Origin of the sequence: Mycolicibacter heraklionensis (assembly GCF_019645815.1) — a bacterium.
Classification (GTDB): domain Bacteria; phylum Actinomycetota; class Actinomycetes; order Mycobacteriales; family Mycobacteriaceae; genus Mycobacterium; species Mycobacterium heraklionense.
The window spans coordinates 705,256-731,157 of sequence record NZ_CP080997.1; the positions used below are offsets into that span (position 1 = coordinate 705,256).

General features: G+C 68.0%; 27 protein-coding genes. 8 read left to right on the forward strand and 19 right to left on the reverse strand.

Going from position 1 to position 25,902, the window contains the following annotated elements:
- Position 1 precedes the first annotated feature (1 nt).
- From K3U94_RS03340 to K3U94_RS03370, 7 genes are all read right to left on the reverse strand, one after another.
- Entirely contained in the window at positions 2-2,368 is a 2,367-nt protein-coding gene (locus K3U94_RS03340) for a lysylphosphatidylglycerol synthase transmembrane domain-containing protein (protein WP_220695564.1), read from the reverse strand.
- Positions 2,369-2,584: 216 nt separating this feature from the next.
- A complete protein-coding gene (locus K3U94_RS03345) occupies positions 2,585-3,460 on the reverse strand; it encodes an oxidoreductase (RefSeq protein WP_220695565.1) in 876 nt (291 codons plus the stop codon).
- Positions 3,461-3,487: 27 nt separating this feature from the next.
- On the reverse strand, positions 3,488-3,790 hold the full coding sequence (locus K3U94_RS03350; protein ID WP_220695566.1) for a hypothetical protein: 303 nt from the start codon (positions 3,788-3,790) through the stop codon (positions 3,488-3,490).
- Entirely contained in the window at positions 3,787-4,131 is a 345-nt protein-coding gene (locus tag K3U94_RS03355) for a hypothetical protein (RefSeq protein WP_220695567.1), read from the reverse strand. The genes K3U94_RS03350 and K3U94_RS03355 overlap by 4 nt, the downstream gene beginning before the upstream one ends.
- Positions 4,132-4,152: 21 nt before the next feature.
- Positions 4,153-5,391: a DUF4226 domain-containing protein gene (locus tag K3U94_RS03360; RefSeq protein ID WP_220695568.1), complete on the reverse strand. Its 1,239-nt coding sequence runs from the start codon at positions 5,389-5,391 to the stop codon at positions 4,153-4,155.
- Between the two features lie 60 nt (positions 5,392-5,451).
- Complete coding sequence (locus K3U94_RS03365; protein WP_220696651.1) at positions 5,452-6,231, reverse strand: acyl-CoA thioesterase; 780 nt, start codon at positions 6,229-6,231, stop codon at positions 5,452-5,454.
- 60 nt (positions 6,232-6,291) lie between these two features.
- Positions 6,292-7,137 carry a class I SAM-dependent methyltransferase gene (locus K3U94_RS03370; RefSeq protein ID WP_220695569.1) on the reverse strand — a complete coding sequence of 282 codons (846 nt, stop codon included), beginning with the start codon at positions 7,135-7,137 and terminating at the stop codon, positions 6,292-6,294.
- Positions 7,138-7,348: 211 nt separating this feature from the next.
- On the opposite strand from K3U94_RS03370, the gene K3U94_RS03375 reads away from it, so the two are divergent.
- A complete protein-coding gene (locus K3U94_RS03375; protein ID WP_220695570.1) occupies positions 7,349-8,917 on the forward strand; it encodes an acyl-CoA carboxylase subunit beta in 1,569 nt (522 codons plus the stop codon).
- A 13-nt stretch (positions 8,918-8,930) separates the two neighbouring features.
- Here K3U94_RS03375 and K3U94_RS03380 read toward each other — a convergent pair whose 3' ends face one another.
- A complete protein-coding gene (locus tag K3U94_RS03380) occupies positions 8,931-9,293 on the reverse strand; it encodes a DoxX family protein (protein WP_047320906.1) in 363 nt (120 codons plus the stop codon).
- A gap of 109 nt (positions 9,294-9,402) precedes the next feature.
- On the opposite strand from K3U94_RS03380, the gene K3U94_RS03385 reads away from it, so the two are divergent.
- Positions 9,403-10,185 (forward strand): enoyl-CoA hydratase/isomerase family protein, encoded by a 783-nt coding sequence (locus tag K3U94_RS03385; protein WP_220695571.1) that lies wholly within the window; start codon positions 9,403-9,405, stop codon positions 10,183-10,185.
- A gap of 5 nt (positions 10,186-10,190) precedes the next feature.
- Complete coding sequence (locus K3U94_RS03390; protein WP_220695572.1) at positions 10,191-10,598, forward strand: hypothetical protein; 408 nt, start codon at positions 10,191-10,193, stop codon at positions 10,596-10,598.
- Here the strand turns inward: K3U94_RS03390 and K3U94_RS03395 are convergent.
- Positions 10,595-11,041: a hypothetical protein gene (locus tag K3U94_RS03395; protein ID WP_220695573.1), complete on the reverse strand. Its 447-nt coding sequence runs from the start codon at positions 11,039-11,041 to the stop codon at positions 10,595-10,597. The two genes, K3U94_RS03390 and K3U94_RS03395, sit on opposite strands and share 4 nt — an antisense overlap.
- Before the next feature lie 74 nt (positions 11,042-11,115).
- Entirely contained in the window at positions 11,116-11,901 is a 786-nt protein-coding gene (locus tag K3U94_RS03400) for a chymotrypsin family serine protease (protein WP_220695574.1), read from the reverse strand.
- Positions 11,902-12,071: 170 nt separating this feature from the next.
- Between K3U94_RS03400 and K3U94_RS03405 the strand changes: the two genes are divergently transcribed.
- The 4 genes from K3U94_RS03405 (at position 12,072) to K3U94_RS03420 (ending at position 14,543) form a co-directional block, all read left to right on the forward strand.
- On the forward strand, positions 12,072-12,392 hold the full coding sequence (locus K3U94_RS03405) for a PIN domain-containing protein (RefSeq protein WP_230987380.1): 321 nt from the start codon (positions 12,072-12,074) through the stop codon (positions 12,390-12,392).
- Between the two features lie 20 nt (positions 12,393-12,412).
- A complete protein-coding gene (locus K3U94_RS03410) occupies positions 12,413-13,840 on the forward strand; it encodes a protein adenylyltransferase SelO (RefSeq protein WP_220695575.1) in 1,428 nt (475 codons plus the stop codon).
- A 65-nt stretch (positions 13,841-13,905) separates the two neighbouring features.
- A complete protein-coding gene (locus K3U94_RS03415; protein ID WP_047320910.1) occupies positions 13,906-14,148 on the forward strand; it encodes a type II toxin-antitoxin system VapB family antitoxin in 243 nt (80 codons plus the stop codon).
- Positions 14,145-14,543, forward strand: coding sequence for a type II toxin-antitoxin system VapC family toxin (locus K3U94_RS03420; RefSeq protein ID WP_220695576.1), 399 nt, complete (start codon positions 14,145-14,147; stop codon positions 14,541-14,543). Before K3U94_RS03415 ends, K3U94_RS03420 begins: the two co-directional genes overlap by 4 nt.
- A 16-nt stretch (positions 14,544-14,559) precedes the next feature.
- On the opposite strand, the gene K3U94_RS03425 is transcribed toward K3U94_RS03420, so the two are convergent.
- Complete coding sequence (locus K3U94_RS03425; protein ID WP_220696652.1) at positions 14,560-16,893, reverse strand: MMPL family transporter; 2,334 nt, start codon at positions 16,891-16,893, stop codon at positions 14,560-14,562.
- A gap of 184 nt (positions 16,894-17,077) precedes the next feature.
- Here K3U94_RS03425 and K3U94_RS03430 point away from each other — a divergent pair, with 184 nt between their 5' ends.
- The gene (locus K3U94_RS03430) at positions 17,078-18,094 is read left to right on the forward strand and encodes an NAD(P)/FAD-dependent oxidoreductase (RefSeq protein WP_220695577.1); all 1,017 of its coding nucleotides are present in this window, start codon (positions 17,078-17,080) and stop codon (positions 18,092-18,094) included.
- On the opposite strand, the gene K3U94_RS03435 is transcribed toward K3U94_RS03430, so the two are convergent.
- From K3U94_RS03435 to K3U94_RS03470, 8 genes are all read right to left on the reverse strand, one after another.
- Positions 17,979-19,130 (reverse strand): aminotransferase class I/II-fold pyridoxal phosphate-dependent enzyme, encoded by a 1,152-nt coding sequence (locus tag K3U94_RS03435; protein WP_220696653.1) that lies wholly within the window; start codon positions 19,128-19,130, stop codon positions 17,979-17,981. The two genes, K3U94_RS03430 and K3U94_RS03435, sit on opposite strands and share 116 nt — an antisense overlap.
- On the reverse strand, positions 19,127-20,158 hold the full coding sequence (locus K3U94_RS03440) for a 3-oxoacyl-ACP synthase III family protein (RefSeq protein ID WP_220695578.1): 1,032 nt from the start codon (positions 20,156-20,158) through the stop codon (positions 19,127-19,129). Before K3U94_RS03440 ends, K3U94_RS03435 begins: the two co-directional genes overlap by 4 nt.
- Positions 20,159-20,166: 8 nt before the next feature.
- On the reverse strand, positions 20,167-20,832 hold the full coding sequence (locus K3U94_RS03445; protein WP_220695579.1) for an SRPBCC family protein: 666 nt from the start codon (positions 20,830-20,832) through the stop codon (positions 20,167-20,169).
- On the reverse strand, positions 20,810-22,561 hold the full coding sequence (locus tag K3U94_RS03450; RefSeq protein ID WP_220695580.1) for a thiamine pyrophosphate-binding protein: 1,752 nt from the start codon (positions 22,559-22,561) through the stop codon (positions 20,810-20,812). Before K3U94_RS03450 ends, K3U94_RS03445 begins: the two co-directional genes overlap by 23 nt.
- A 78-nt stretch (positions 22,562-22,639) precedes the next feature.
- Positions 22,640-23,359, reverse strand: coding sequence for an anti-sigma factor family protein (locus K3U94_RS03455; RefSeq protein WP_220695581.1), 720 nt, complete (start codon positions 23,357-23,359; stop codon positions 22,640-22,642).
- Entirely contained in the window at positions 23,356-23,847 is a 492-nt protein-coding gene (locus K3U94_RS03460; RefSeq protein WP_047320957.1) for a sigma-70 family RNA polymerase sigma factor, read from the reverse strand. Before K3U94_RS03460 ends, K3U94_RS03455 begins: the two co-directional genes overlap by 4 nt.
- 103 nt (positions 23,848-23,950) lie before the next feature.
- Positions 23,951-25,588 (reverse strand): carotenoid oxygenase family protein, encoded by a 1,638-nt coding sequence (locus K3U94_RS03465; RefSeq protein WP_220695582.1) that lies wholly within the window; start codon positions 25,586-25,588, stop codon positions 23,951-23,953.
- Entirely contained in the window at positions 25,585-25,857 is a 273-nt protein-coding gene (locus tag K3U94_RS03470) for a sigma factor-like helix-turn-helix DNA-binding protein (RefSeq protein WP_220695583.1), read from the reverse strand. Before K3U94_RS03470 ends, K3U94_RS03465 begins: the two co-directional genes overlap by 4 nt.
- Positions 25,858-25,902: the final 45 nt, after the last annotated feature.

The window sequence follows — 25,902 nt, forward strand, 5'->3', positions numbered from 1 at the left end:
CTCAGATCATTTCGTTCTCGGTCAGCCATCGCATCACCGGCCAGCCGATGAACACCGGCAGCCAGCAGGTCAGTACCCGGTAGAGCAGCACCGAGGGGACCGCCAGCGCGGCGGGCACACCGAACGCGGCCAGCCCACCGATCAGGGCGGCTTCGACGGCACCCACCCCGCCGGGCGTCGGCGCGGCGGAGGCCAACGTGCCGCCCACCATGGTTACCACCGTGACGGTGACAAATGACGTGTTGCCGCCGAAGGCCTCCACGCTGGCCCACAGTGCCAGCGCCGCCCCCAGCGTGGTGCCCGCCGCGCCCAACACGATCAACGCCAGCCGCTTGGGTTCGCGGGCCAGGTCCACCAGGTCTCCGGTGACTTCCTTGAGGCGTGGCCGCAGCGCGGTGGTCAACCACCGGCGCAGGTTGGGCACCAGCAGCACAATGCCGGCCAGGCCGAGCGCCACCCCGGCGATCAGGTACAGCATGGTCGCGCCGGGCACGAAGTGGGACAGGTCCGTCGAGGCGCCCGCAGCGGTGGTGAAGACGACCAGCAGGATCACGTGCACGATCACCTGTACCGACTGCTGCAGCGCGACCGCGGCGGTCGCGCGCAAGGTGCTCAGCCCGCCCTTCTGCAGGAACCGGGTGCTCAACGCCAAGCCGCCGACGCCGGCAGGGGTGGTGGTGGCCGCAAAGGTGTTGGCCACCTGCATGATCGCCAGATTTCGGAAGCTGACCAAGCCGTTAGCGCAGGCCCACAGGGCGCCCGCGGCGCCGACATAGGTCAGCGACGAGACGATCAGCCCGACCATCGCCCACCACCAGTTCGCCTGCCGCAGTTGGGAGAAGAACGTGGGCACCTGGCTGATGAAGGGATAGGCCACATACACCAGGGCCACCAGCAGGATCAGCTGGATCAGCTGACTGCGGGTGAACCGGGTGATGGTCTTGGTCTGGATCTGATCGGTGTTGGTCTGACGCTTGACCTCCTCGCGGGCGGCGGCGATCACCGTGCCGACCTCGGGGACCGCACTGCGAAGGCGGGCGGGCACCGCCGATTTGGTGAGGCGTCGCGAGGCGGCCAGCACCGCGGTGCGGCCGAAGTACTCGATCGCCGCGTCCACCGCTGCGGCCGCGTCGTAGAGCGATGACGTCGTCACCAGCAACTGGGCGATATCGGATTGCAGCTGGGTGTCGGTGGCGCCGTACTCGGCGTTGCCGAAACCCCCGAACAGCACCTGGCCGTCGTCGACGGTCATCTCCTTGCTGCGCAGGTCGCCGTGCGAGATCTGCTGATCGTGCAGGCGCCGCAGGGATTCCCACGGCTTGGCCACCGGCGTGGCGGCGGTGCAGTCGGCGATCGGGGTGCCCCGGGGCGGCGTGTGCGCATACAGAGTCCAGCCCCGGTCGAGGGAGGCGACCGCGACGGTGTTGGTGTTGGCCAACCCGGCATCGGCGATGGAGATCGCCATCAGTGCGCGATGCTCCACCGCGCGGTGCAGCGAGGCGTGCAGCGGCGCGGTCTCGGTGGTGCGCAACCGGAACTTGCGCCAGAGCTGTCGTAGCGCGCCGCCGCTGCGCTGGTTGGGGCCGTACAACTCGATGATCACCGGGTGGTCGCCGACGGTGGACAGCACCAGCGGGCCGGGACCGGCCGGCCGGATGACGGCGAGCTCGGACACGGTGTGACCGCGGCGGGCCAGGGTGCGGACGGTGCCGTCCAGCGGCACCTCCAGCGCGGGCGTGCCGACGATCAGGATCACCAAAGCCCCGACGAACCACCCGACGGCCAGCCCCAGCAGCGAGCGGGCCGGCACGATCGCGCTGACCACCAGATGGATCGGCACGAACGCCAGCAGCAGCGCCCACCACCAGCGTCGCCAGCGGGCCGGCAGCCAGGGGCCGGACACGGTGAGCATCGCGGCGAGCATGGCGATCCACCGCGGGTCGTCCAGGAACTGCGCCAGCGTGGTGGCCAGTCGATCGGAGAGGTCGAAATGCCAGTTCGGCGCGGCCATGCCGGTGCTGCGGATCGACAGGGACACCACTGCGAGCAGGCCGGCCACGGCATAGGCTCCGAGCAGCTTCCATTGCTGGGAGACCACCAGTCCGATCAGGATCGCGAACGGCAACGCCAGGATCGCGACGCCGTAGGCGAGGTAGACCATGTTGGCGTGGGCGGGGGAGAGCACTCCGACGATCTGGGATACCGACCGCTCGAGCGCCACCCATTCATAACGGGTGACCAGCGAGCTGGTGATGACGGTCGCGAGGAAGAGGGTGGCCAGCACCAGACGCAGAATGTCGTTGGTGCGTCGGGTCAGCGGCTGCAGCAGGTTGCCGGTGACGGCGACGTCGCGCCCCTCAACTCGCATGATCTCTTTCGGTCCGTCTCATGCCGCATCGCGTGGCGGCTCGCCACAACTTAACCGGTGAGCTGCGGTATCACGATGGTTTGCCGGTGACATGGGGGCCGCGTCGGCCCGGGTGAGTCCCATGCGCCACACCCGTCACCGCCGGGCGCCGGTATGAGGTGTGCCCGGCTTGCAGCGACAACCGTTCGGGAGGAGCCGATCCGCCCTTGTCGCGGATCAGAGCGGGTAGCTGACCCCGGTCATCTTCTCCGACTCCTCCCACAGCCGGAGCCACAGCCGCCGATCCTTCGACAGCTTGTTCGACGGGCACGGTCCCATCGGGCCGCGGGACTGGTTCAGCTTGGTGGGCCCCCAGTAGATGTCCGGGTCGGCGTCAGGGGTCACGGCGGCGAACACGATCGACTCGGCGGCCCGCTCGGGCGGCTGGCCGATCAGCGCCAGGGAGTATTTGGTGACCAGACCGGGCAGGCTCTTGTCGCTGTCGAACAGTTCGGTGCCCGACACCCCGGGATGCACGGCGTAGGAGCGCAGCGGCGAGCCGGCCGCGACCAGCCGCCGCTGCAGCTCGCGGGCGAACATCAGGTTGGCCAGCTTGGACTGCGCGTAGGCCAGGTTGCGCTGGTAGGGACGGTGCTCATAGTTGAGGTCGTCGACCCAGAACTTAGGGGTCTGCTTGTGCGCGATGCTCGACACCGTCACCACCCGGTCGCTGATCCGGTCCAGCAGCAGGCCGGTCAGCGCGAAGTGGCCCAGGTGGTTGACCCCGAACTGCGTCTCGAAGCCGTCCACGGTGCGCCGCATGGGGATGTTCATGATCCCGGCGTTGTTGACCAGCACGTCGAAACCGCCCTGCTGCGCGGCGAAATCGCGCACCGACGCCAGGCTGCCCAGGTCCAGCGCCGCCACCCGGACGTCGCCGTCGATTCCCTCGGCGATCTCCTGGGCCTTGGCGGTGTTGCGACAGGCCATCACCACGCTGGCGCCCTTGGCGGCCAGGGTGCGGGTGACGACCTCACCCAGACCACCGTTGGCTCCGGTCACCACAAAACTGCGGCCGGACTGATCGGGAGTGTCCGCGATTGAAAAAGACATGCTGGTCACCGTACCTGCCGGTGGCGTTCAAGCCAGGCGCAGTAGCTGGGTGACGACAACTAGCGGGATGACGACGAGGGCGATCGTCAGGGGCGTCGCCAGGTAGCCGACGAGGATGCCCAGGCCAACCTGAGCGGTTTTGACGCCACCGGTCTGCCACATGAAAAAGCCGGTGGGCACCAGGATCAGGGTCGCGACGCCCAACAGGTACAGCTGGGCGAGCCAAAAAGGAACCAACACCCACGTCGCGGTCTCGACGATCGCTATTGTCCCCAGCGCGGCGACGAAACCGTACGGACCGTAGCGATCTTCGGCGGGCGGGGCGCTCATGCGGTGAGCATTGGTAGAAAAATCAGGGCGTATGACAAGCCGACGGCGGCGGCGGCCAGGCCGGCTCCCCCAAGGGCCAATCCCAGGCTGCGCCGACGCGGTGACTCAGCGCGCAGCAGCCTCGCGCCGATCAGCAGCGATGCGACAGTGGTGATGATGACCGTGGCCACGATCAAGAGGGAATACCCGGCATCGCTGTTGGTCGGAAAATGACCCAGTAGCCAGCCGACGCCCAATGCTGCTGCGAACACGACTTGGACGACGAGCGGTGCTGCCCATGTCGCGGTCTTCCACACGTCGGGGCCGCTGTCGCGGATGCGGGCCAGCGTTGCAATCGGCATGGATCTAGGTCCTTTCACTGGTCACGCGGGGGCGCTGCCCGGTCTGCCCGAAGCTGACGGTACCGACGGCAGGGAAGCGATCGGGACGAAATCGGTGGTATCGAAGGGCATAAACGCCTTGCCGCCGAGGCCTACTTCGTGATGGAACGGAAGGTTCAGGGCCGGGCCCACGCTGCTGCCGGACTGTGCGGGATCGATCAAAACCGTTCGGGTAGTTCCGTTCGGCAGATCTTGGTAGACCTCCAGCGACGGATAGTCGGTGCGTGTGCCGTCCACGTGCACACCACCCGGGTCGGGGGTGAACACCAAGTCGCCGTTGACGCTCCAGCGGTGGTCACCGAACGGTCCGTGGACGTCGGTCAACGCACCCGGAGCGAACGGGTTGCCCGCGTCGTACTTGATCCGCACCGAACCGTCCGAGGCTTGCGCAACGCTGCCCTGGGGGACACCGACATTTACCCTCCCGGGGCCACCGCTGGAATTGAGTTCGACGGAAGGGTTCTGCCGCATCACCACGACGCCGTTGTCGTAGTCGATGTAGGTGGTGACCTTGGTGTCCTCGGGATCGAAGTGCGCATTGGGTCCGCGTTCATTGCCGAAGTCGCGTTTCCATGGCGGGACGCTGCTCACGTCCCGCTGCGGAATCCACTGCGATGCCCGCACCACGCCCTGCCCGGGCACCGGATCGATCCTGGCCACCCGAACCTCGGAGTTCACGCCCTGGAACTTGGGGTCGTAGGTATGCGCATCTAGCGCGGACGCGGTGGTCCAGTCGGATCTGGAGACCGGATCGCGGCCGAAGACTTTCCGGAAGGCGTCAATCTGGTTGAGCCGGCGTGCGTCATCGGTAGCCGGGGTCCGCTTGAAAGTGTGGTCTACCGCTTGGATGGTGGGCCGTTGCCGGTCCTCGGCCGAGTAGCCGCCCCTCAAGGAGCGCACCGTCTGCGCGCGGGTCTGACTGTCGGCGACGGTGTCGGCGATCACCTGGTGGATATCGCGGGTCTTGGCGGTCAGGAACCGCTGGAACTGGCGGGCGCCGGCCGGGGTCTCCAACGACAGTGCGCGATGGTGGGCCAGCGCCTCGCGGATCTCGGCCTCGATGCCGTCAAGCCGTTTGCGTCCCAGCACTGCCGCCTGCGCGGCACCGCGGACCGTGGCCAGGAAAGCCCGGTCGGCCTGCACGGACCTCCGCAGTTGCCGCGCCAGGACATCCTCGCGTGCTCGCGCGGCGTCGGCGTGGGCGCCGAGTTCCTCGGGCATACCGGCGACGCTAGTTCAGCGACGGCGATCCCGGTATTCACCCGAGGCCGAGCCGCGGCGTCAGTCCTTGAAATACACCAGCTGATGCGTGCTGGCCACCAGCCGGCCCGCCCGCGACCACAGGTGCGCGCTCTGGTCGAAGTAGCCGCGGGAGAACCGGTTGGCGTGCGCGCTGGCCAGCAGGAAATCACTTCCCAGTGCATCGATTTCGCCCCGGTCGGCGTGAAAGTAGGTGGTCAGGGAGATGGTGCCGGCGGGAAGGAATCGGCCGCTGCGCAAAAACACCCGAGGGAAGAACACGTCCGACAGGCATGCCAACGCCGCGAAGTCGAGCGGTCGGTCCTCGGCGTCGCGCACCCACAACGTGGTGGTCGACGAGGGGCTGGGCTCTACGGCCTTGGTGGGCACCGGGCCCTCGGTGAAGCGCATGTCGTAGCGCTTGGCCCAGACGATGGCGTCGACGAATCCGCCGGGGGCGACGTCCTCGGGAGCGGGGGCGCTCGGCGGGTGGCTTTCGTCGTCGGCCCAGGTGTCGCGGTGCAGGCCGAACAGCGCGGTGGCGGTGGTCTTGACCTCGTCGCCTTGACGGAGCTCAAGCACCCAGTGCTGGTTGCTGCGGTTGGTTCGGGCGGCGCGCACGACGATCTCGAATTCGCCGTCGGCGATCGGTGCGGCGAAGTTGACGGTCAGCGCCAGCGGGTCGCCGATGCGCTCGGGGTGGGATTCGACTGCGCGCAGTAAAACCGCCGCGGTGATCCCGCCGAATGGCCCGACCATGTTGGCCCATTCCGGGCGGGTGGCGCCGCGAAACGTCCCGATGTCGACAGTCTCGAGTTGCATGGCACGGTCGAAGGGGTGTGGGGTCACGGGAGTCCTTACCGGGGAGCGGAGCGGTCCCGGTCACGCTATCGCGGTGACCACCCAGGTGCGGCCCGGGAACTGCACCACGCCGTCGACCCGCTGCCGGCGCAGCTCTTCGCGCAGCTCCTCGACGACACCGGCCCAGCCGTCGGCACCCAGCCGTTCCTGCAGTTCGGCGCGGGCCTGCTGCCCGGTGCGGTTGGCCAGGATCAACGTCAGCCGTTCCTCGACGCCGTCGCTGCCGCCGATGCTGAAGTTGCAGATCCCGTCGAACGGTTCCACAGCGATGTCGGTCCAGCCGGCGTCGGTCAGGATGGCTCGCACCCGCTCGGGATCGCCGAAAGCCAGCGGGCCAGGGCTCGCGGGATCCAGCGCGGCGGGAGGTGATTCCAGTTTGGCGGCCAGGACGTCGATGCCCGCGGTGAACATCGGATTGTCGCCTTCGCGCCAGCACACGAACGCCAGCCGGGAACCGGGGGCCGCTGCGTGGCGGATGTTGGTGAACGCGGCCACCGGATCGTCGAAGAACATCACCCCGAACCGGGAAATGACCCGGTCGAACGATGCGCCGTCTGCGGCCTCGCGCAGGTCCACGATCTGGGCGTCTCCGAGCGCGACGGTGGCCTCTGGGACTCGTCGGCGTGCCGCCTGCACCATCGGTTCGGAGATGTCCACGCCGAACGCGATGGCGCCGAGGGCCGCCGCGCGCTGCAGCAATGTGCCCGAGCCACAGCCGATGTCGAGCACCCGCGTGCCGGGGGCGATGTCGGCGGCCTGGGTCACCGCGTCGGCGAAGGGCGCCAGCACCGCCTCGAAGATGGCCGCGTTGTCGACCCAGTCGATGCCCTGGGTGGCCCACGCCTGCTGCTGTTCCTCGTTCGCCATGGCCATCAGGGTAGGGGGCGACGCCGGAGTGGCACGACAGGATGTTCGCCCGGCTTTGCGCGACAACGGATGTTATGTCAGCCCCGTGGTCAGAGTTGTCGCGCAAAGCCGGGCATCAGCCCACATGGTCCCGCCGCGCATCCCGAGGCTTGTGGATGCCGGGCGGCCCATGATGTTGTTCTGAGTCAAGACCCCAGCGAAGGAATCCCACATGCCCGACGCTCCGCTGCGTGACGATCACCTGGAGTTGCTGCGCCGTCGCGCGCTGACCGAGGACGCGGCTCGGCCGCACGCGGTACAACGCCGGCACGACGCCGGAGGCCGTACGGCCCGCGAGAACATCGCCGACCTGGTCGACCCCGGGACCTTCGTCGAGTACGGGCGGTTCGCTATCGCGGCCCAACGTGCCCGCCGCGACATCGACGACCTCATTGCCAACACCCCCGGCGACGGCCTGCTGGGGGGAACCGCCACGATCAACGGCGCGCTGTTCGGACCCGAACGCGGCGCCTGCGCCGTGTTGGCCTACGACTACACCGTGCTGGCAGGCACCCAGGGCGCGATCGGCCACTTCAAGAAGGATCGCCTGTTCGAGCTCATCGCACGGCTGCGTCTGCCGACGGTCTTCTTTGCCGAAGGCGGCGGTGGCCGGCCCGGCGACACCGACTATCCGACGGTGTCGTCGCTCGATGTACCGGCATTCGCGTTGTGGGCCAAGCTGTCCGGGCTGGTGCCGCGTATCGCGGTGGTCAAGGGCCGCTGTTTTGCCGGCAATGCGGTGATCGCGGGTGCCTCGGATCTGATCATCGCGACCGCGGACACGTCGATTGGCATGGCGGGCCCGGCGATGATCGCCGGCGGCGGACTGGGCCACGTCGCCCCCGATGACGTGGGACCGATCTCGATGCAGGCCCCCAACGGCGTCGTCGACGTGGTGGTGGCCGACGAAGCCGAGGCCGTCGCGGTGACCAAACGAGTCCTCGGCTACTTCCAAGGTGCCACCGCCCCCGGCTCTGCGGCAGACCAGAACGCATTGCGCGCCATGATTCCCGAGCGGGCACGGCGCGCCTACCCGCTCAAGCCGGTCATCGAGACCCTCGCCGACGTTGACTCGGTGACGTTCCTGCGGGAGCGGTTCGCACCCGAGATGGTCACCGCGCTGGCGCGTATCGAAGGCCGCCCCGTCGGGATCATCGGCAACAACACCATGGTGATGGCCGGGGCCATCACCGCCGCCGCCTCGGACAAAGCCGCACGTTTCCTGCAGTTGTGCGACGCCTTCGGGCTGCCCATCGTGTCGCTGGTCGACTGCCCCGGCTATATGGTGGGCCCCGCCGCCGAAGCAGAAGCTTTGGTACGGAGGGCATCTCGGCTGCTGGTGGCCGGCGCGGCGCTGCGAGTTCCGCTGATCGCGGTCATCCTGCGGCGCGGCTACGGCTTGGGTGCCCAGGCCATGATGGGCGGCAGCCTCCACGAGCCCGTGCTGACGGTGGCCTGGCCAAGCGCGCATCTGGGCCCGATGGGACTCGAGGGTGCGGTCCGGCTGGGGCTGCGCAAGGAACTGGACGCAATCGCCGATCCCGATGAGCGGGAGGAACGCGTCCGGCAAGCCACCGCCGTCGCGCAGGAGAACGCCAAAGCCCTCAACGCTGCAACGCTTTTCGAAATCGACGACGTCATTGACCCCGCCGAGACTCGCGGTCTGATCGCCGCGACGCTGGCGGCGTCGGTCGGGTTCGGGAAGGACGTACCGCCGCGGAGGTTCGTCGACACGTTCTGAGAGCGGGCCTGCATCAGAGCAGCCGGCCGAGCACAACAAAGGCCGCCACAGCGAACAGCGCGGCATTCACGGCGACACTCTTCGGCTCGTGCAGCCGGGAGTGTGCCCAGGCTGCACCGACCATGACGACGCACAATCCCGCGGCGGCCAGCGGGGTCAGCATCCGCCCGATCCCCACGAGCCCGGGCGCTATGAGTCCGAGGGCCGCCAGAAGTTCCATCGCCGCGGTGAAACGCACCACCGGCATGGGAAACATCGCTACCCCGGTTTGGCCGGTGTCCAGCAGACGCTCGCGCGTCATGGTGAGTTTGGCGCCACCGGAGGCGGCGAATACCGCGGCCAGGGCGAATTGGGCGGTCCACAGTGCGATGTTCATGGTTTCGGTCCTTCCTGTTTCGGGTGTTCATCTCCTAGGACGGCTGACGGCGCCCGAGTGTGACAGTCCGCTGGTGTCACATTCGCCGGTGCGGGATCGTCTATAGGACATGAGCAAGTACGAGACCATCCGCTATGAGGAGCGCGCGCACGTCGGCACGCTGACGTTGGCGCGGCCGGGCAAGCGCAACGCGCTCAACCCGGCAATGCGCGCGGAGCTGGACCATCTCGGCAGACAGCTGCTGGCCGACGAGGCCCTTCGCTGTCTGATCGTGGCCGGCGACGGGCCGGCCTTCTCGGCCGGCATTGACCTGGTTGAAGACATGGCCGGGACGTTGGTCGCGCTCGCCGAGCGACCTGTCGATGACGAGACTGTGGAGCTCGGCCTTCGCGTGGCCGCGACGTTCGAGTGGATTCCCCAGCTCGGCTGTCCCAGCGTCGCGGCGGTCCGGGGCCACGCCTACGGGGCGGGGCTGCAGCTGGCACTGGCCTGCGACATCCGCATCTTCACCCGCGACGCCCGGGTCGGCCTGACCGAAACCCGCTACGGCCTGCTGCCCGACATGGGCGCCACGTTTCGGCTCCCGCGGCTTGTCGGGGAGGGGCGAGCGCGAGAATTGATCCTGCTCGGCGAGGTCATCGACGCCGCGGAGGCGCTGCGGATCGGACTGGCCAACCGCGTGGTCGGCGACGACGAACTCGATTCTGCAGCAAGTGAATTCGCACAACGTCTCGCGCGTCAACCGCAGATAGCGGTCCGTGGGGCGCGGCGTGCCATCGATGCGGGCCGCCGCCTCGACGACGTCGCCAGCCTACGAGCAGCGGTCACCGAACAGGCCCGCTGTTTGGCATCCGACGATTTTCGCCAAGCCATCCCGACCCAGACAAGGTGACTGCCATGACCATCGACCTGCCCTACATCGACGAGCACACGCTACGGATCGACGCGCCGCGCGACCGGGTGTGGAGCGCCCTGCAGCGGTATGTCGAGGCCATGTTGCACGACAACGAACGCAATCCGCTTCTCGCGCCGCTCGGCCTGCGGCCCCGTGCCGGCTTCGAAGTGGCCGAAAGCGTTGAGACGGAACGGATTGATCTGGCTGGGCAGCATCGATTTTCGCGCTATCGACTGGTGTTCGAGCTCACCGACGAACAGGGTGGTGCGACGCGAGTGCACGCCCACAGCTACGCGGCATTTCCCGGACTTCATGGCCGCGTCTATCGCGCCCTGGTAATCGGAACGCGGATGCACGTTGTTGCGACCAACTATTTGTTGCGGCGAATTCGCGCCGCGGCAACCGGCTAGGGTCCGACGTATTGGCTACTGGGCTCGCGATCCCGCGACGGCGTCCAGCCGACGTAGGTCAGATACAGCCCGATCAGCGCGAACAGCACGTAGGCCGCGCGCGTCCAGCCTTCAGCGCGCATCGCGACGTTCGCCGCCGACATACCGCCGTCGGGAAACACCACCAACGCAAGCCCTTTGAGCGTGGTGATCCAGCCCGTCAGCGAGACGCAGACGGCGGCCGCGCCGCGCCAATACGGGTGCAGCGCCAAGACAATCAAGCCGGCCAGCAGGGTGAACGCTCCGGTCGACCACAGCCATAGCGGGTCGGCCCGGTATTCCGAGGCGCGTTCCCACACCTGCGGCGCGCGAAATAGTGCCGTCACGGTGAGGATGATCAGGAACGGGCCGATCACCCGAGCGAACAGCCGCGTCCTGGCCTGAGATTGCACTGACACACCCATCGCACTGCCCTCCTGGACCTCGTTTCACCAGGTTACGAGCATTGGGTGACCGCCGCCAGCACCGCGACGGCGCGTCAGCGGCCCGTGGTGGTGTCCAGGGTCAGCTCCCAGGCCGACAGCCACGGAGTGATGGTCTGGGCGATCGAGAAGGGGTGCGGGTCTTCGCACTTGGGCTCGGAGTAGGTGCCGTCGGAAACCGCGATGTAGATGCCGGCCGCCTCGGCGGTGCCGTCGTCACGTAGTCGGTACACCGGCCCGCCGGAGTCGCCGCAGGTACCGGCGGCTTCAAACCGGACCTTGTTCGTCTCGCTGGCCACCACCGGACCACATACCGCGCCGCGACTGCGGATTCCGTAGTGACACAGCACATCACCGACCGCTACGTAGTCGGCTGACCCGGTCACCGGATGCCCGTCGACGACCGACGTCAAGGGGATCTTGCCCGGATCGTCCAGGGTGATCAGTCCGATGTCGTAGTCATCCCAGTTGCTGCCGTCGTTGACGGTCTCGGTGAACGTGCCGATCGTGCGATAGGCGAAGGCACCGCCGTGACGGATCACCACCTGCCCCGGCCCGCCGCCGGGGTTGCAGTGCCCGGCTACCAGCAAGCCGGGTCGGCCGTCGCGGGTGCGCACCAGGAAGCCGGTGGTGCAACTGATGCCGGCTGAATCGCCGACGGGGGAGACGTTGATGCCGATGCCCGGTCCGATCGCCTGCGCCGACGGGATCGGGATCTGTGGGCGTATCGGATGGGCGCGGTTGACCTGGTACAGGCCGATGAAGATCGCGGCGACGACGACGGCGGTCCCGATCCGCCATGCCGCTGTCTTCGCGGTGTCCCAGCGGCGCTGTTCCGTCACCGTGGCAAGGTTAGTTCCGCTGGCGGGTAGGAGCGGTCCCGGGTGATCACCGGAACACCGTGGGCGATAGCGGTGATCCGGCCTGTGCATCCGCGGGTGATATCGCCACCGCTATCCGATTCGAACATCACACACACCGGCTCCGGCGGTGCGGAAGTGGTGGAAGTGACTTGAGCGGTGTCGAAGCGATCCAGGAGCTCGTTCATGTTCGCGCCCGCGGGCGCGAACGCCGGGATGCTGTCGCGCTGGGCCGAAGCTACGTCGAACTGCTGTGGCCGCTGGTCGGCGTCACCGCTGAGGACCTTGAGCGTGGACTGACGATGTTCGAGACGACCCCGAGTGTTGGCGCCTTCGATGCGGTCCTGGCTGCCGCCGCCAAACCCGCCGCGTCAACCCTGGTCTCGGCCGACGCTGCGTTCAGCGACATCCCCGACGTCACCCACGTTGTGCCCGACGCGGCCGGCGTCGCCGCTCTACTCGGCACCGCCTGATCTGCCCGTAGGCTGGCCAGATGGCGTCCCCGATTCTGACCGCCGACTTTGCCCGCCAGTTCCCCGAACTCGCCCAGCCCTGGCAGGCCGCCACGCCACCGCAACCCGAGCTGCTGGTACTCAACGAGAGCCTGGCCGCCGAACTGGGTTTGGACCCGGCCTGGCTGAAAAGTCCCGACGGCCTAAAACTGCTGACCGGTAACGACGTTCCCGACGGTGCCATTCCAGTGGCCCAGGCCTATGCCGGACACCAGTTCGGCAACTACGTGCCACTGCTCGGTGACGGCCGCGCCCTGCTGCTCGGTGAACTCGACGGCGAGCACCGACACGACATCCACCTCAAGGGCTCCGGGCCCACCCCGTTCGCCCGCGGCGGCGACGGCCTGGCCGTGGTGGGCCCGATGCTGCGCGAATACGTGATCAGCGAAGCCATGCACGCTCTGGGGATCCCCACCACCCGTTCCCTGGCCGTGGTCGCCACCGGAGCTCAGGTGCAACGGGAGACCCCGCTGCCCGGGGCGGTACTGACCCGCATCGCCGCCAGCCACCTGCGGGTCGGCAGCTTCCAACTCGTCGCCCAGCAGGCTCGTGCCACCGGTGACCTGGGGCTGCTGCGGCGGTTGGCCGACTACGCGATCGCCCGGCACTACCCCGATGCCGTACACGCCGAAAACCCTTACCTGGCAATGCTTCAGGGGGTGCTTGAGGCCCAGGCGTCGCTGATCGCGAAGTGGATGCACGTCGGATTCGTGCACGGGGTGATGAACACCGACAACATGTCCATCTCCGGGGAGACCATCGATTACGGGCCGTGCGCATTCATGGAGGCTTACGACCCGGCGACGGTGTTCAGCTCCATCGACTACGCCGGGCGCTACGCCTACGGCAACCAGCCGCTGGTCGCGCAATGGAACCTGGCCCGGTTCGCCGAGACCATCCTGCCGCTGCTCGCCGCCACCGAGGAGCTGGCGCTGTCGGTGGCGGTCGAAACCCTCGAAGGGTTCATGCCGCGCTACCACGGTCTCTGGTCGGCGGGGATGCTGGCGAAGTTCGGGCTGTCCGCCAGCGTGGAGGCCGCCGCGCTGATCGACCAGGCGTTGGCGCTCATGACCGACAATCAGGTGGACTACACCTCGTTCTTCCGGCAGCTGGCGGCGGCCGGGCGCGGTGACGTCGATGCACTGCCCGCGGTGTTCGGTGACTGGCTGCAGCGCTGGCGGGCCATGCGGCCCGACGTCGACGCAATGGACCGGGTCAACCCGGTCTACATTGCGCGCAATCACCTGGTGGAGCAGGCGTTGACGTCCGCGATGCGCGGCGACCTGGCGCCGGTGGAAAAGCTGCTCGGCGTGATCACTGATCCCTACCGCGAGCGCGACGGCCTGGAGGCATACGCCGCGCCGGCACCGCCGGAGTTCGGTGCCTACCGCACGTTCTGCGGGACTTGAGCTGTCAGACCCTGCGGCGACCCTAACTACCAAGGTACCATTTCAATGGTAGGAGGGTACCAATCATGGCGTTGAACATCAAAGATCCAGCGGTTCATGAAGCGGTCAAAGAGATCGCCCGGATCACCGGCGAATCCCAGGCGCAGGCGGTGGCCACCGCGGTGCGCGACCGGCTTGTCCACGTGCAGGCGGACGCCGCCGCCGCGCGGCTACTGGCCATCGGAAGGCGGACCGCCGCCCGGATGAGCCCGGAAACCAAGCGGCTGGACCACGGCACTCTGCTCTATGACCAGCACGGAATGCCATGATCGTCGACACGTCGGCGATCATCGCGATCCTTCGGGATGAAGATGACGCGCCCCGCTACGCCCGGGCCATCGCCGGGGCGCAATCGCGTCGGCTGTCCGCGGCGGCGTACCTCGAATGTGGGATCGTCTTGGATTCGCAGCGCGATCCGATCATCAGCAGAGCCTTGGATGAACTCCTCGACGACGCCGGTTTTGTCATCGAGCCGGTCACCGAACGACAAGCCAGGCTCGCCAGGCAGGCCTACGCGGATTTCGGCAAGGGCAGCAGCCATCCTGCGGGGTTGAACTTCGGTGACTGTCTTTCGTATGCACTGGCGACGGACCTTCGCGAACCGCTGCTGTGGAAGGGCGACGACTTCGGGTACACCGGAATACGTTCGGCCTGCGACGAGTAGGCGGCCGCGTCCGGGCCTAATCCGGGGTGGACAACGCGGCCTCGTGCGTGCCCCGGTGAGCCCGATGCGCACCGTGATGCGCCGGCACGTGCGGGGTCCGAAGCCCCGGCGGCGCGGCATGGCGACCCGTTGAACCGCCGTTCTCACTGATCTCGAAGCGCCGCGCCAGCCAGGCCAGCGGGCCGGGCGCCCACCAGTTCCAACTGCCCATCAGGTGCATGAACGCCGGCACCAACACCATCCGGATCAGGGTGGCATCCACCAGCACCGCCAGCGTCAGACCGAGCCCGAGCATCCGCATGAACGACACCTGCGCGGCGATCAACGCTGCGAACGAGATCGACATGATCAGCGCTGCAGCGGTGATCACCCGAGCGGTGTGCGCCACCCCGAGCGACACACTCTCGTCGTTGTCGGCGCGGGTGCGACCCGAGGCCAGCCAGTACTCCCGGATCCGGGACACCAGGAACACCTCGTAGTCCATCGACAGCCCGAACGAGATGCAGAACAACAACACCGGCACGTTGGCGACCAACATGCCGGTGGGCGTCGTGCCCAACGCCCCGAGATGCCCGTCCTGGAATATCCAGACCAGCGCCCCGAACGCGGCGGCCAGCGACAAGATGTTGAGGATCAGCGCCTTGAGCGGCATCACCACGCTGCCGGTCAACAGGAACAGCAGCGCGAAGGTGATGGCGGCGATCAGCCCCATGACCAGAGGCAGCCGGTCGGTGATCGCATTGACGCTGTCGCGGTTGATCTGCGCCAGCCCAGCCATCTGTACCGGACGCTGGCCCGGGCCCGGCACCTGGTGCAGCAGATCGAGCTGGGTTTCGGAACGCTGTGAAAACAGCGGGGCGGTGCTGGCGACCGTCAGCAACACGGTGTCGTCTTTGATCCCGGTAGCCGCTGCGGGATCGCCGACCCGCTCGCCGTTGACGAAGGTGCCGGTCGGCGCCGACACCGACGACACCTCCGGTACCCGGGACAGCTCGGCGGCATAGCGGTCCAGTTCCTCGGGCGTAACGCTGTGCGCGTCACGGACCACGATCGGTACCGCCCGGTCGGAGTCGTCGGCGAACCGCTCGCGCAGTGCGTCGCCGACCTGGTGCGCCGACGCGGTACTCGGCAGCACCCGGTCATCGGGGTAGCCCCACCTCACCCCGAGGAACGGCACTCCGACCGACACCAGCAGCGTGACCACCACCAGACCGATCGGCACCGCGTGGCGGGCCACGAACTTCGTTGACCGGTACCAGAATCCCTGCTCAATCGGGCGGGCGACGGGCGCGGGCCGCCGCAACAAACGGCGAATGGGGCGATGCAGATCCAGGGCGTCGAGCCGGGGTCCCAGCAGCGCGATCGCCGCCGGCGTCACCGTGGTCGCGGCGAGCGCCACGAACGTCACCGTCGCCACCCCGGCGTAGGCGAACGACTTGAGGAAGTACATCGGGAACAAGACCATGGCCGCCATCGACAGCGCGACCGTGATCGCCGAGAACAGCACGGTGCGACCGGCGGTGGCCATGGTTCGGATCAGCGCGCGATCGGGGGCGGCGCCCTCGGCCAGCTCGTCGCGGTAGCGGTTGATGATCAGCAGCGTGTAGTCGATCGCCAGTGCCAAGCCCATCGCGGTGGTGAGGTTCATCGCGAAGATCGACACATCGGTGCCCAGCGTGATCAGCCGCAGCACCGCCATCGAGCCCACGATGGCCAGACCGCCGAGCGCCACGGGCAATGCCGCGGCCAACAGACCGCCGAACACCCACACCAGCACCGCGAAGCTCAGCGGGATCGCGATCGACTCCATCAGCAGCAGGTCATGTTGATTCTGGTGATTGATCTGCGCGTAGACCATCGCACCGCCGCCGGCGCGAACGCTGACCCCGTCCCGGTCGTGCGCCACCTGGTCGGCCAGGGTGCGGGCGTACTTCTGCGCGTCGTTCTCGCCGCCTCTGAGGTTGGCTACGATCAGGCCGGCGAAGCCGTCGGTGCTGATGAGTCGGGCGGCCGCCGACGGCGGATCCGTCCACGGCGAGGCGACGTTGAAGACCAACGGCGACTGCTGCAGCTGTCCGGCGATCTCGGTGCCGACCGTGCGGGCCCGTTCGCTGTCGGCGCCGTCGGGTGAACTCACCAGAATCAGCAGCTGCTGGTCACTCTGGCCGAACTTGTCGGTCAACAGCGCAGTGGCCTGCGCGGACTCCGACCCGGGGTCCTGAAAGCCGCCCGCGGACAGCTTGTCGGCCACCGGGATCCCGAACACTGCGGCTGCGACCATCACCAGCCCGGCCAGGGCTAGGACGCGGCGCGGAGCGGCGAGGGCCAGCAGGGCGATCCGGTGCAGCACGTAGTGACCTTCCGCCGAAATGGTCAACCGAAGATGCCGACGGGCATCCCTCCCGACAAGATACGTAGTGGACAGCCCCACCGTTCAAAATTCGCCAGCTACGCCGCGCCGTTGAACCACGGCCCCGGCGGTACCGTGACCTCGACATGAGGATTCGGGCGGCGAACGTCTTGCTGGGGCGCCGGTGACCGGCTTCGACGCCGACCTGCTGATCGTCGGTGGCGGGCCGGGGGGACTGGCCACGGCGTTGTGCGCTCGGCAGCAGGGACTTTCGGTGATCGTCGCCGATCCCCGGGCCAGCCCGATCGACAAGGCCTGCGGGGAGGGCCTGATGCCCGGTGGGCTGGCCGTGCTGAAGTCGCTCGGGGTGGACCCGGTCGGTATGCCGCTGCGCGGCATCAACTACCTCGACGAGCAGCGCCGGGCCGAGGCGTCCTTTCGCAACGGCCCGGGGCGCGGCGTGCGACGCACCACCCTGCATGCCGCCCTGACCGATCGGGCCAAGCAGACCGACGTCGACTGGATCGCCACGCGGGTGGACAACGTCGTTCAAGACGCCGGGGGAGTCACGGCGGGCGGCATTCGGGCCAGATGGTTGGTCGCCGCCGACGGGCTGCACTCCGTCGTCCGCCGCGCCGTCGGGATCTCCTGTGTCGCAGGCGCTCCGCGGCGCTTCGGGCTGCGATGGCACTACCAGGTGCCGGTGTGGTCGGAGTTCGTCGAGGTGCACTGGTCGCGGTGGGGGGAGGCCTACGTGACGCCGGTAGAACCTGGCCTGGTGGGCGTCGCCATCTTGTCGCCGCACCGCCCGCAGCTCGACTGGTTTCCTGCCCTGGCGGCCCGCCTCGCCGACGCCCAACGTGGTCCCGCGCGCGGCTGCGGCCCTATGCGGCAAGTGGTTTCGCGCCGCGTCGTCGGCCGGGTGCTGCTGGTCGGTGACGCCGCCGGCTACGAGGATGCGCTGACCGGTGAAGGCGTCAGCCTGGCCGTCAAACAGGCCGCTGCCGCCGTCGCGGCGATCGTCGACGACAACCCGTCGTCCTACGAGCGCACCTGGCACTCGATCACTCGCCGCTATCGACTGCTCACCCGCGGCCTGGTGCTGGCCAGCGCGTGGCAGCCGGCCCGACGGGCTGTGGTCCCCGCGTGTTGTGCACTGCCAGCGGCGTTTGGCCGCGCGGTGCATCTGCTGGCGCATTGAGTGTCCGCTCGACGGCGGACAACACCATCCGGGTGGAGCCGCGGGAACCGACCGTGATCCGCACCGCCCCATCGGGATAGCTCCGGACCCGCAGGCCGCTGTCGGCGAAGACCTCGCTCCAGGGCCGACCCGTCGCCGGCAGATACACAAAGTTCGCGTGGGAATCGGTGGTGTACGCACCCGATGCCCGCAGCCGGGCCCGCAGATAGCTGCGTTCGGCGACGATATGCGCGATGCGCTGCTCCAGCTGTTCTTCGGCCGCGTAGGAAGCGGCCACCGCCACCGTGCAGCCGGCGCTGATGCCGAACGGCAGCTGCATGGACCACAGCAGACCGGCCAGCTTCGGTGCCGCCAGCGCGTAGCCGATTCGTAGGCCGGCCAGGCCGTAGGCTTTGGAGAAGGTGCGCAGCACAATCACATTCGGGAAACGTGCAATGAGTCTCGGGACGTCGATGCGCTGGCTCGGTGCGACGAATTCGATGTAGGCCTCGTCGAGCAGCACGATGGTATCGGCGGGAACGTCGGCGACCAGCCGTTCGACATCGGCGACGGACTCCAGGGTTCCGGTCGGGTTATGCGGGCGGCATAACACCAGCACCCGGGCGTCCTTGGCCGCCTGGGCCATCGCGGCCAGTTCGTGATGGCCGTAGCTGTCCAGGGGGACGTCGACCGCGGTCAGCCCGGCCATCTGCGCAAAAACGGGATAGCCCTCAAAAGTCGGCTTGCTCAGTACGATTCGCTCACCAGGAGCTGCTACCGCCTGCAGCACTCGCATGGCCAGCCCGGATGCCCCCGGCCCGAGCGCCACGTTCTCCTCGGCCACGCCGGCGTGGTCTGCCACCAGTCGGCGTAGCCGGGTGGGCAGGAAGTCCGGATAGCGGTTGGCCGCCCCGATGAAGTCAACCAGCGCGGCGCGCACCGCCGGAAGCGGCGGTAGCGGGTTCTCGTTGAGCGACAACGCACACGGGTCGACCGCCGGCGGAAGTGCGCTGCGAAGATGCGTGGTGACCGAATCCGCGTGCGCCGCCGAGGTCATCGCGGCCGTCCGCCCCATCGGATGGCCGCCGCACCGGCGAAGTCGCCGGCGTGCGCGAAGCCGGCCATCACCACCACCTCGCCCGGCTGCAGCCGGTTGCCGGTGATCGCCCGATCCAGATTGATCGGGATGCCGGCGCCGAACAGGTTGCCGCACTCATCAAAGGTGTCGACGTGCCGCGACTCGGGGACTTCGAGTGCTTCCCGCCAATTGCGCAGAAAGACCCGGTTGGGCTGGTTGGTGACCAGGAGTCCGATATCCGAGGGGGACAGGCCGTTGCGATGACAGACCGCGAGAGCGACTTCGGGAACCTGCCGGTTACCGCGCGCGAGCACCTTGGTGATCTTGTCTTCGGTGAAACCGATGTAGGGGGCGCCGGGTCCGGGCTGCCACCACTTACGGGGCGGATCGATCGTGTAGGTCATGTCGCCGGCGTACTGGCCGTAGGTTCGGCACTCGACATCGAGGATCGGCGACGCGTCGGATCGGGTGAGCAGCCCTACCGCGGCGCCGTCACCGGGAACCGACGCCTGCGACTTACCCCGTACTTCGGGATGATCGAAGACTTGGCCGGCGGCGTTCTGCGCGATCGCGATCAATGCGCTGCGCCCCACGCCGGCCGACAATAACTGCCGGGCCATGTTGAGCCCGAGAATGAAAGCGGCGCATCCGCCATTGTTCAGGTCCAGCACGGTGGAGGGACGCATCCCCAACCGGTGGGCGATGCCGCCGCCCGCGCCGCAGAACGGGATGTCCGGCAACTGGGTGTGGGTGATCAAGACGTCGACGTTCTCGATGACGTCGCGGCCGTGGCGCTCGATGATTCCCTGCGCCGCCTGCTCGACCATGTCGACGGCGGACTCGTCGGCGCCCACGTGATGGCGAAGTCGGGGCGCGCGGAACATCAGGTTGTCGCGCAACGCATCCGATTCGGCGTACTGCGTGTAGTAGTCGGCGGTGATGGGTTCGCCGGGAAGATAACTGGAGACGTCGATCAGGCTGACTTCGGATTCGCTGGGCTGGGACATGTTTCGCCTCATCGCATCCAGAATGGGGTGACCGGCAGACCGTTGTGGTGCCGGTATTCGGCAATCGCCTTCAGATTCTTCAGTTCCAGGAGGTGACCGGCACTGAACATGTCCCAGAAGTCGCCAACCCACACCGGGCGCTGGGGTGGCGCGGTGTCCGGATAGGGGTTGTGGTCGTAGAACGGGTGGTGGCAATTAGTCCACAGCACAACCGATCCGGGCTTGTTCAGCACCACCTGGGCGTCGACGATCCGGATCAGGTAGACCATCCACAGGTGGTCGGGCTGGTCCCAGGCGCAGTGGTAGTCCACCGTGAGGGCTTCCCGGTTGGAGACGGTGCGGGTGTAGATCTTGGTCTCCGAACCCAGTCGGTCGTAGGCGAGCCAGAGGCCTGGTTCGTCGGTGGGGGTGAAGCCGCGCAGGCTGTAGGTCCACTCTTCCAGGCATCGCGTATCGGAGAGGTAGTCGAACAATTCATCTGGGGGACAGTCGATGTAGTCGTTGACGGTGCAGTAGTCGCCGAACACCACGTCGTGGGGGTAGACCGAATGCATCATCTCCATGATGATCGGGGTGGCGACCTCCCGGGGACTGGTCTCGACCCGCACCAAGCCGTCGATAGGCCCGGGCGTCCCGGTGTGGACGCTGATATCAGCGAGGGCTGGTAGCGACATCGAATTGATCCTCCTTGTGGGTTGGAACTGTGCCGTTATGCCGCACTGGGGCAGTGGTTTTCGGTGACGCTTCGGCGGAGAGGAACGGCGCGAACGGCGGTATCTCGTCGGCTGCGCATTCGACGCTGATCACCGAGGGCCCCTCACGGTCCAACGCCGACTCCACGACCGCGCCGAATGTGCCCGGGTCGTCGACGTCGATCGCGCTGAGCCCCGGGAACATCGACGCCAGGCCGTCACCGAGCTGGCTGGGCGTGAAGCGGTTGTAGCTGTAGAAGCCGTCGTAGAACAGCTGCTCGCGGGTGACGCACATGGCGTGCGCGTTGTTGTTCAGCAGCACGAACAGCACCGGAAGCCGGTACTGCACGGCGGTGTGGATCTCCATGCCGTGCATGAAGAACGCGCCGTCGCCGGCGATCACCACGGTGCGCCGACCGCGGCCGAACGCCATCCCGATCCCGGCTCCGAAGCTGTAGCCCATCCCGCCCATCCCCAGTGCGACCAGGAAACGGCCGTCGCGCCGCGGCGGCAGGTAGTGGATGGCCGCAGCGCCGGTATTGCCCGCGTCGACGACGATGTCGGTCCCGGCGGGCAACGCTTGGTCCAGCACGGCCATCGCGTCGCGATAGCGCACGCCCGGGCCGGTGTACGGCGGCGGATTCAGCTCGGTGTGGGGCACCGTCTCGGGCACCCGCAGCCACCTGGGGCGCCCGGCGCCCGAGAGCTCCCGGCAGATCGACCGCAGGGACGCCCGCAGGTCAGCCGTCTGCACGTGGGTGCACGGAACGTACGGCGGCGCCGAACCGATCGAGAGGGTGCGCACGGAGCTCAGCGCCGCCTCGAGGCCGCCGCGGGCGGTCAGCGACAGTCGGGTGCCCACCACCAGGCACACCGCACTGCCGGTCAGGGCATCGATGACCGAGGGGTGGCCCATGATGCCGGCCACACCCAGTGCCGACGACGAGCCCAGCCCCGAGGTTCCCGAGACATCCTTCGCGTCGGGGACGCACACCACCCGTGCGCGCAGTAGTGCCCGCAGGTCCTCGAGTTCGATGCGGGCATCGTCGCGGGCCACCTGTTCGCCGGCGATGATCGTCACCGGCCCATGGGCGTTGCGCAGCGTGTGGATGACCGGATGCGGGTCGCTGATCACCGCAGGATCGCCGCCGGTGTTGCCGCTGTCGCGGTATGGGCTGGCCGTGACGGTGGCCCGCTGAACGTCCTTGGGCAGCAACAGCACCGCGGGCCCACCGGTGCGTGCCGCGGCGATCGCACGGGGCAAGGCGGTCACGATGTCTTCGGGGTCGATCACCCGCTCGCAGAACACCGACACCGCCGAGAACAAGGCCTGCGCGTCGAGTGCGCCGTTGCGGCCGCTGGTGTCTTGGAAACTGCCCCGGCCGTCCAAGGTGCTCGGGGCCTGGCCCACCAGCGCGAGCACCGGAACCCGACTGGCCAAGGATTCGCCGAGCCCGGCCACCAGGTTCAGGGCGCCCCCGCCCGACGTCGCGGCGACCACCCCCAGCCCCGCGCCGCTGCGGCTGTAGCCGTCGGCCATGGTGGCGGCCGAGAACTCATGTTTGGCCAGCACCGCCGTGATGTCGGGACGGAAATACGCCGCGTCGTAAAGATCTTCGATATTCGCGCCGTCGACGCCGAAGATGTGACCGACTCCCATGGCCGCCAGCTGGGCGACCATGAAATCGACCACGGAAGCGATCCTGGACATCTGCCCGCCTAACTCGTGACGATGTCATTGACACGGTTTCCGGCGGGCATTGGTTCGAAGCAGCCTGGCCCGGGGTGTTTACAGCGTGCGCTCCAGGAGGACCTGCCCGTTGTCCGCTGAAACCACTTGGACCGAGGCGATTTGATCTGAGGGTGTCGAGATGCTGCCGACCGGCGTCGCGGTGTGCCCGGGCTCGGCAACCCAGGTCGCCAGTCGGGTCTGGCTGCCGTCGCGGCCGACCACCACCAGCGCCAGGGTGTCGTGGGGGGCGTTCACCGGTGCCAGGCAGACGCAGCTCAAGTCGATCAAGCTGCCCCAGGACTCGCTCTTGACCGCCACCGTCGAGGCCAGCGCCGTCGTTCCCACCTGCGCCATCGGCACCGCATCGTGGCGCGGGGACGGCGTCGTCGATGAGCCGATGCCGATCAGGACACCGATCCCGAGCACGGCGGCCGCCGCAGCCGACGCCGTCCACGTCATCAGCCGGGCGCGTCGGCGCCGCCGGTGCACCTCGGTCAACAGTGCCGGCAGCAGGTTGGCCGGCGGGCGCGGCTCGGCGGCGTCGGAGTCGTTGATCGCCGCCACACAGTTGCCGTCGAGCTGCGACAGCAGGGCGGGCACGCCGCTGATCTCGGTGACGGCGTCCCGGCACTGCGGGCAGTTGGCCAGGTGTCCCTCGAATTCCCGGCGGTCGGCCGCTGACAGCGAACCGAGCACATAGGCGGCATCCCACATGGCGTACGGGTGCTGGTCCTCGGCCGGACCGCAGGCCGGGCCGATGTCTCGTGGCGATGTCATCGTGTCACCCCCATCTCCTGCAGGGCGAGTCGCAGAGCCCGCACCGCGTAGTGCAGGCGTGATTTCACCGTTCCTTCGGCGATCCCCAGGTCTTCGGCAGTCTGCCCCGTACTCCATCCACGGTAATACGACCGTTCGATCACCGCCCGGTGCTCCGCTGACAGCCTGGTCATGGCATCGGCGATCAACATCCGGTCCAGGGCGGTGTCCACCTCTTCGCGGGTGGGTTGCTCCGGCGTGGTCGACTCGTCGAGCGAGGCGACGACGTGGCGGAACTGGGCACTGCGCCGTTCGTCGATGATCATGTTGCGCGCCACGGTGCACAGCCAGGCCCGTGGTGACCGCTCGGTGTCGCCGATGACCTCCGGGTGCTGCCAGGCACGCAGCAGGGTCTCCTGCACCACGTCTTCGGCGCGGCTGGCGTCGCCGGTCAGGCGCAGCGCATAGCGCCACAACACCGCGGCGTGCTCGTCGTAGAGCGCTTTCATCAGCGCGGCTTCGTGGTCCGGTGGTATGCCAATGCGAGGCAAGCTGATCACCTCCTGCCTAGTGACACGACGTGGGTGCTTGGCGGGTTCATGATGTGGCGCCTCAGTCTGGGATCCAGCTGCCGTGAAAACCGTGCGGAACGCGCCGCGGCAGCCGTACCCGGGCGACCGGTTCGGCGTCGAACTCCGATGCGCTGACGATCACCAGCTCGCTGCACTCGCGGACCGGGCTGTAGACGTAGGTCAGATACCAGCCGGCCGACTCGTCGGTCTGTCCCGGTGCCGGGGCGAACACCGCCTCGTCGGGTGCGCCGGCCATGCCGTTGACGCCGAACCGGTAGACCTCGGCGCTGTCGCGCGTCAGGTCGTAGCGGACCAGACCGTCTGTGCTGACAGCGACGGCGTAACGGGCCTGGGTGCCGACCCGCCGGTCGTCGACGCGGGGGAACTCGATGTCGCGGTCGTCGAGTTGCACCTCGTGTACGACGCCGGCGTCCAAGTCGATCGTCCAGCGCCACAGCGCGGCGTCGGTCTCGAAATCGCTGCTGTCGCGCCAGATTTCCGGGTAGCGAACCACCTGCATCACGATCGCGTCACCCTGGGCCGCCGACACGTCGAAGGCGTTGGCGACGTGGAAGACGTAACACGGGTCGATGTCGAACCAGCGAACCGGACCGAAGGGGTCATCGCGGCGCAGCACCCCCAGGCGCGCGCCGTAGTCGTCGTCCCACCGGTACGGCAGGTCGCGTTCGATGGGCCGGGTGAGCGCAACCTGCAGGTTGAACACCAACGGTAGGTCCAGGAACACCACATGCTGCGCGGTGAGCGCGAAGTCGTGCATCAGGGTCAGCCCGGGAACGTCGATCGGGCGGCGGATGGTCAAGGTGCCGTCGGCGCTGGTGCGGTAGTAGTTGACGTGCGGCTCGGCGAGGCCGCCGTGGCCGAAGAAATGCATCTCGCCGGTGGCGGGGCAGATCTTGGGGTGAGGCGCCATCGGATCGGCCAGCTTGCCGGCGAAGTCGTAGACGCCCAGCGTCTGAAGGTCGTTGGTGATCTCGTAGGGCAGCGAGGCGTCCATCAGCGCAAGCGTTTTGCCGGCGTGGCGGATCACGTGGGTGTTGGCGACGCTGGCGTGCAGGTTGCGACTGCCGTCGGGGTTGAGTAGCGGCAGGGGCTGTTCGAAGCTCTCGGTGCGCACCCAGCGGTTGCGGTACCAGGCGGCCCGGCCGTTCTCCAGCCGGACGCCGTGGACCATGCCATCGCCGGTGCACCAGTGCCCGCCCGCGTCGCGCGGGTTGGGGCCGTTGCGCAGATACCAGCCGTTCAGTTCGGGCGGGATACTGCCCTCGACCGGCAGGTCGAAAGCGGTGAGCTCGTCGGGGACCGGGGCGTAGTTGCCGGGCCGGAAGATCGGGAAGACCGTCTCCGGCGGCTGGATGACCGCCACCGATGCACCGGACTGTTGATGTTCCGCAGCGCCGTTCACCTGACGGGCGGTACCGGCCCGCGCGGCTGTGAGACCCGCGCTGAGCTCGCCGTCGGCTGTCACGTAGTTGGATTCGGTGAAGTCGTCCTCATCCAGCAGCGACAGCACTGCCGGCATCTCGGACAGCTCGCTGACCGCGTCCTGGCAGAACGGGCACTCGTCCAGGTGTGTCTCGAACTCGTCATGGTCGGAATCCGAGAGTGACCCCAGCACGTAGGCGGCGTCCCACATGCCGTACTCGTGGTCGAACGTCATTGCACCGTTCCCATATCTCGCAGTGTCTGTTGCAGTGTCCGTAGCGCGTAGTGCAGTTGCGTCTTCACGCTGCCTTCCGCGATGTCCAGATCGACCGCGATCTGCTCGGTGCTCCAGCCGTAGTAGTAGGCACGACGTAGCAGGGCCCGGTGTTCGGAGGAGAGCTGCGCCAGCGCGGCGGCGACCATGGCTCGGTCCGGTGCGAAGGCGCGATGCGTGGTGTTCCAAGCACTGCTCAGGCGGGGCCGGGCCTGGTCGTCGGTGGTCATGGCCGGTCAGGCCCGGCCCGTACGCGCAGAAGTGTCCGGCCGCGG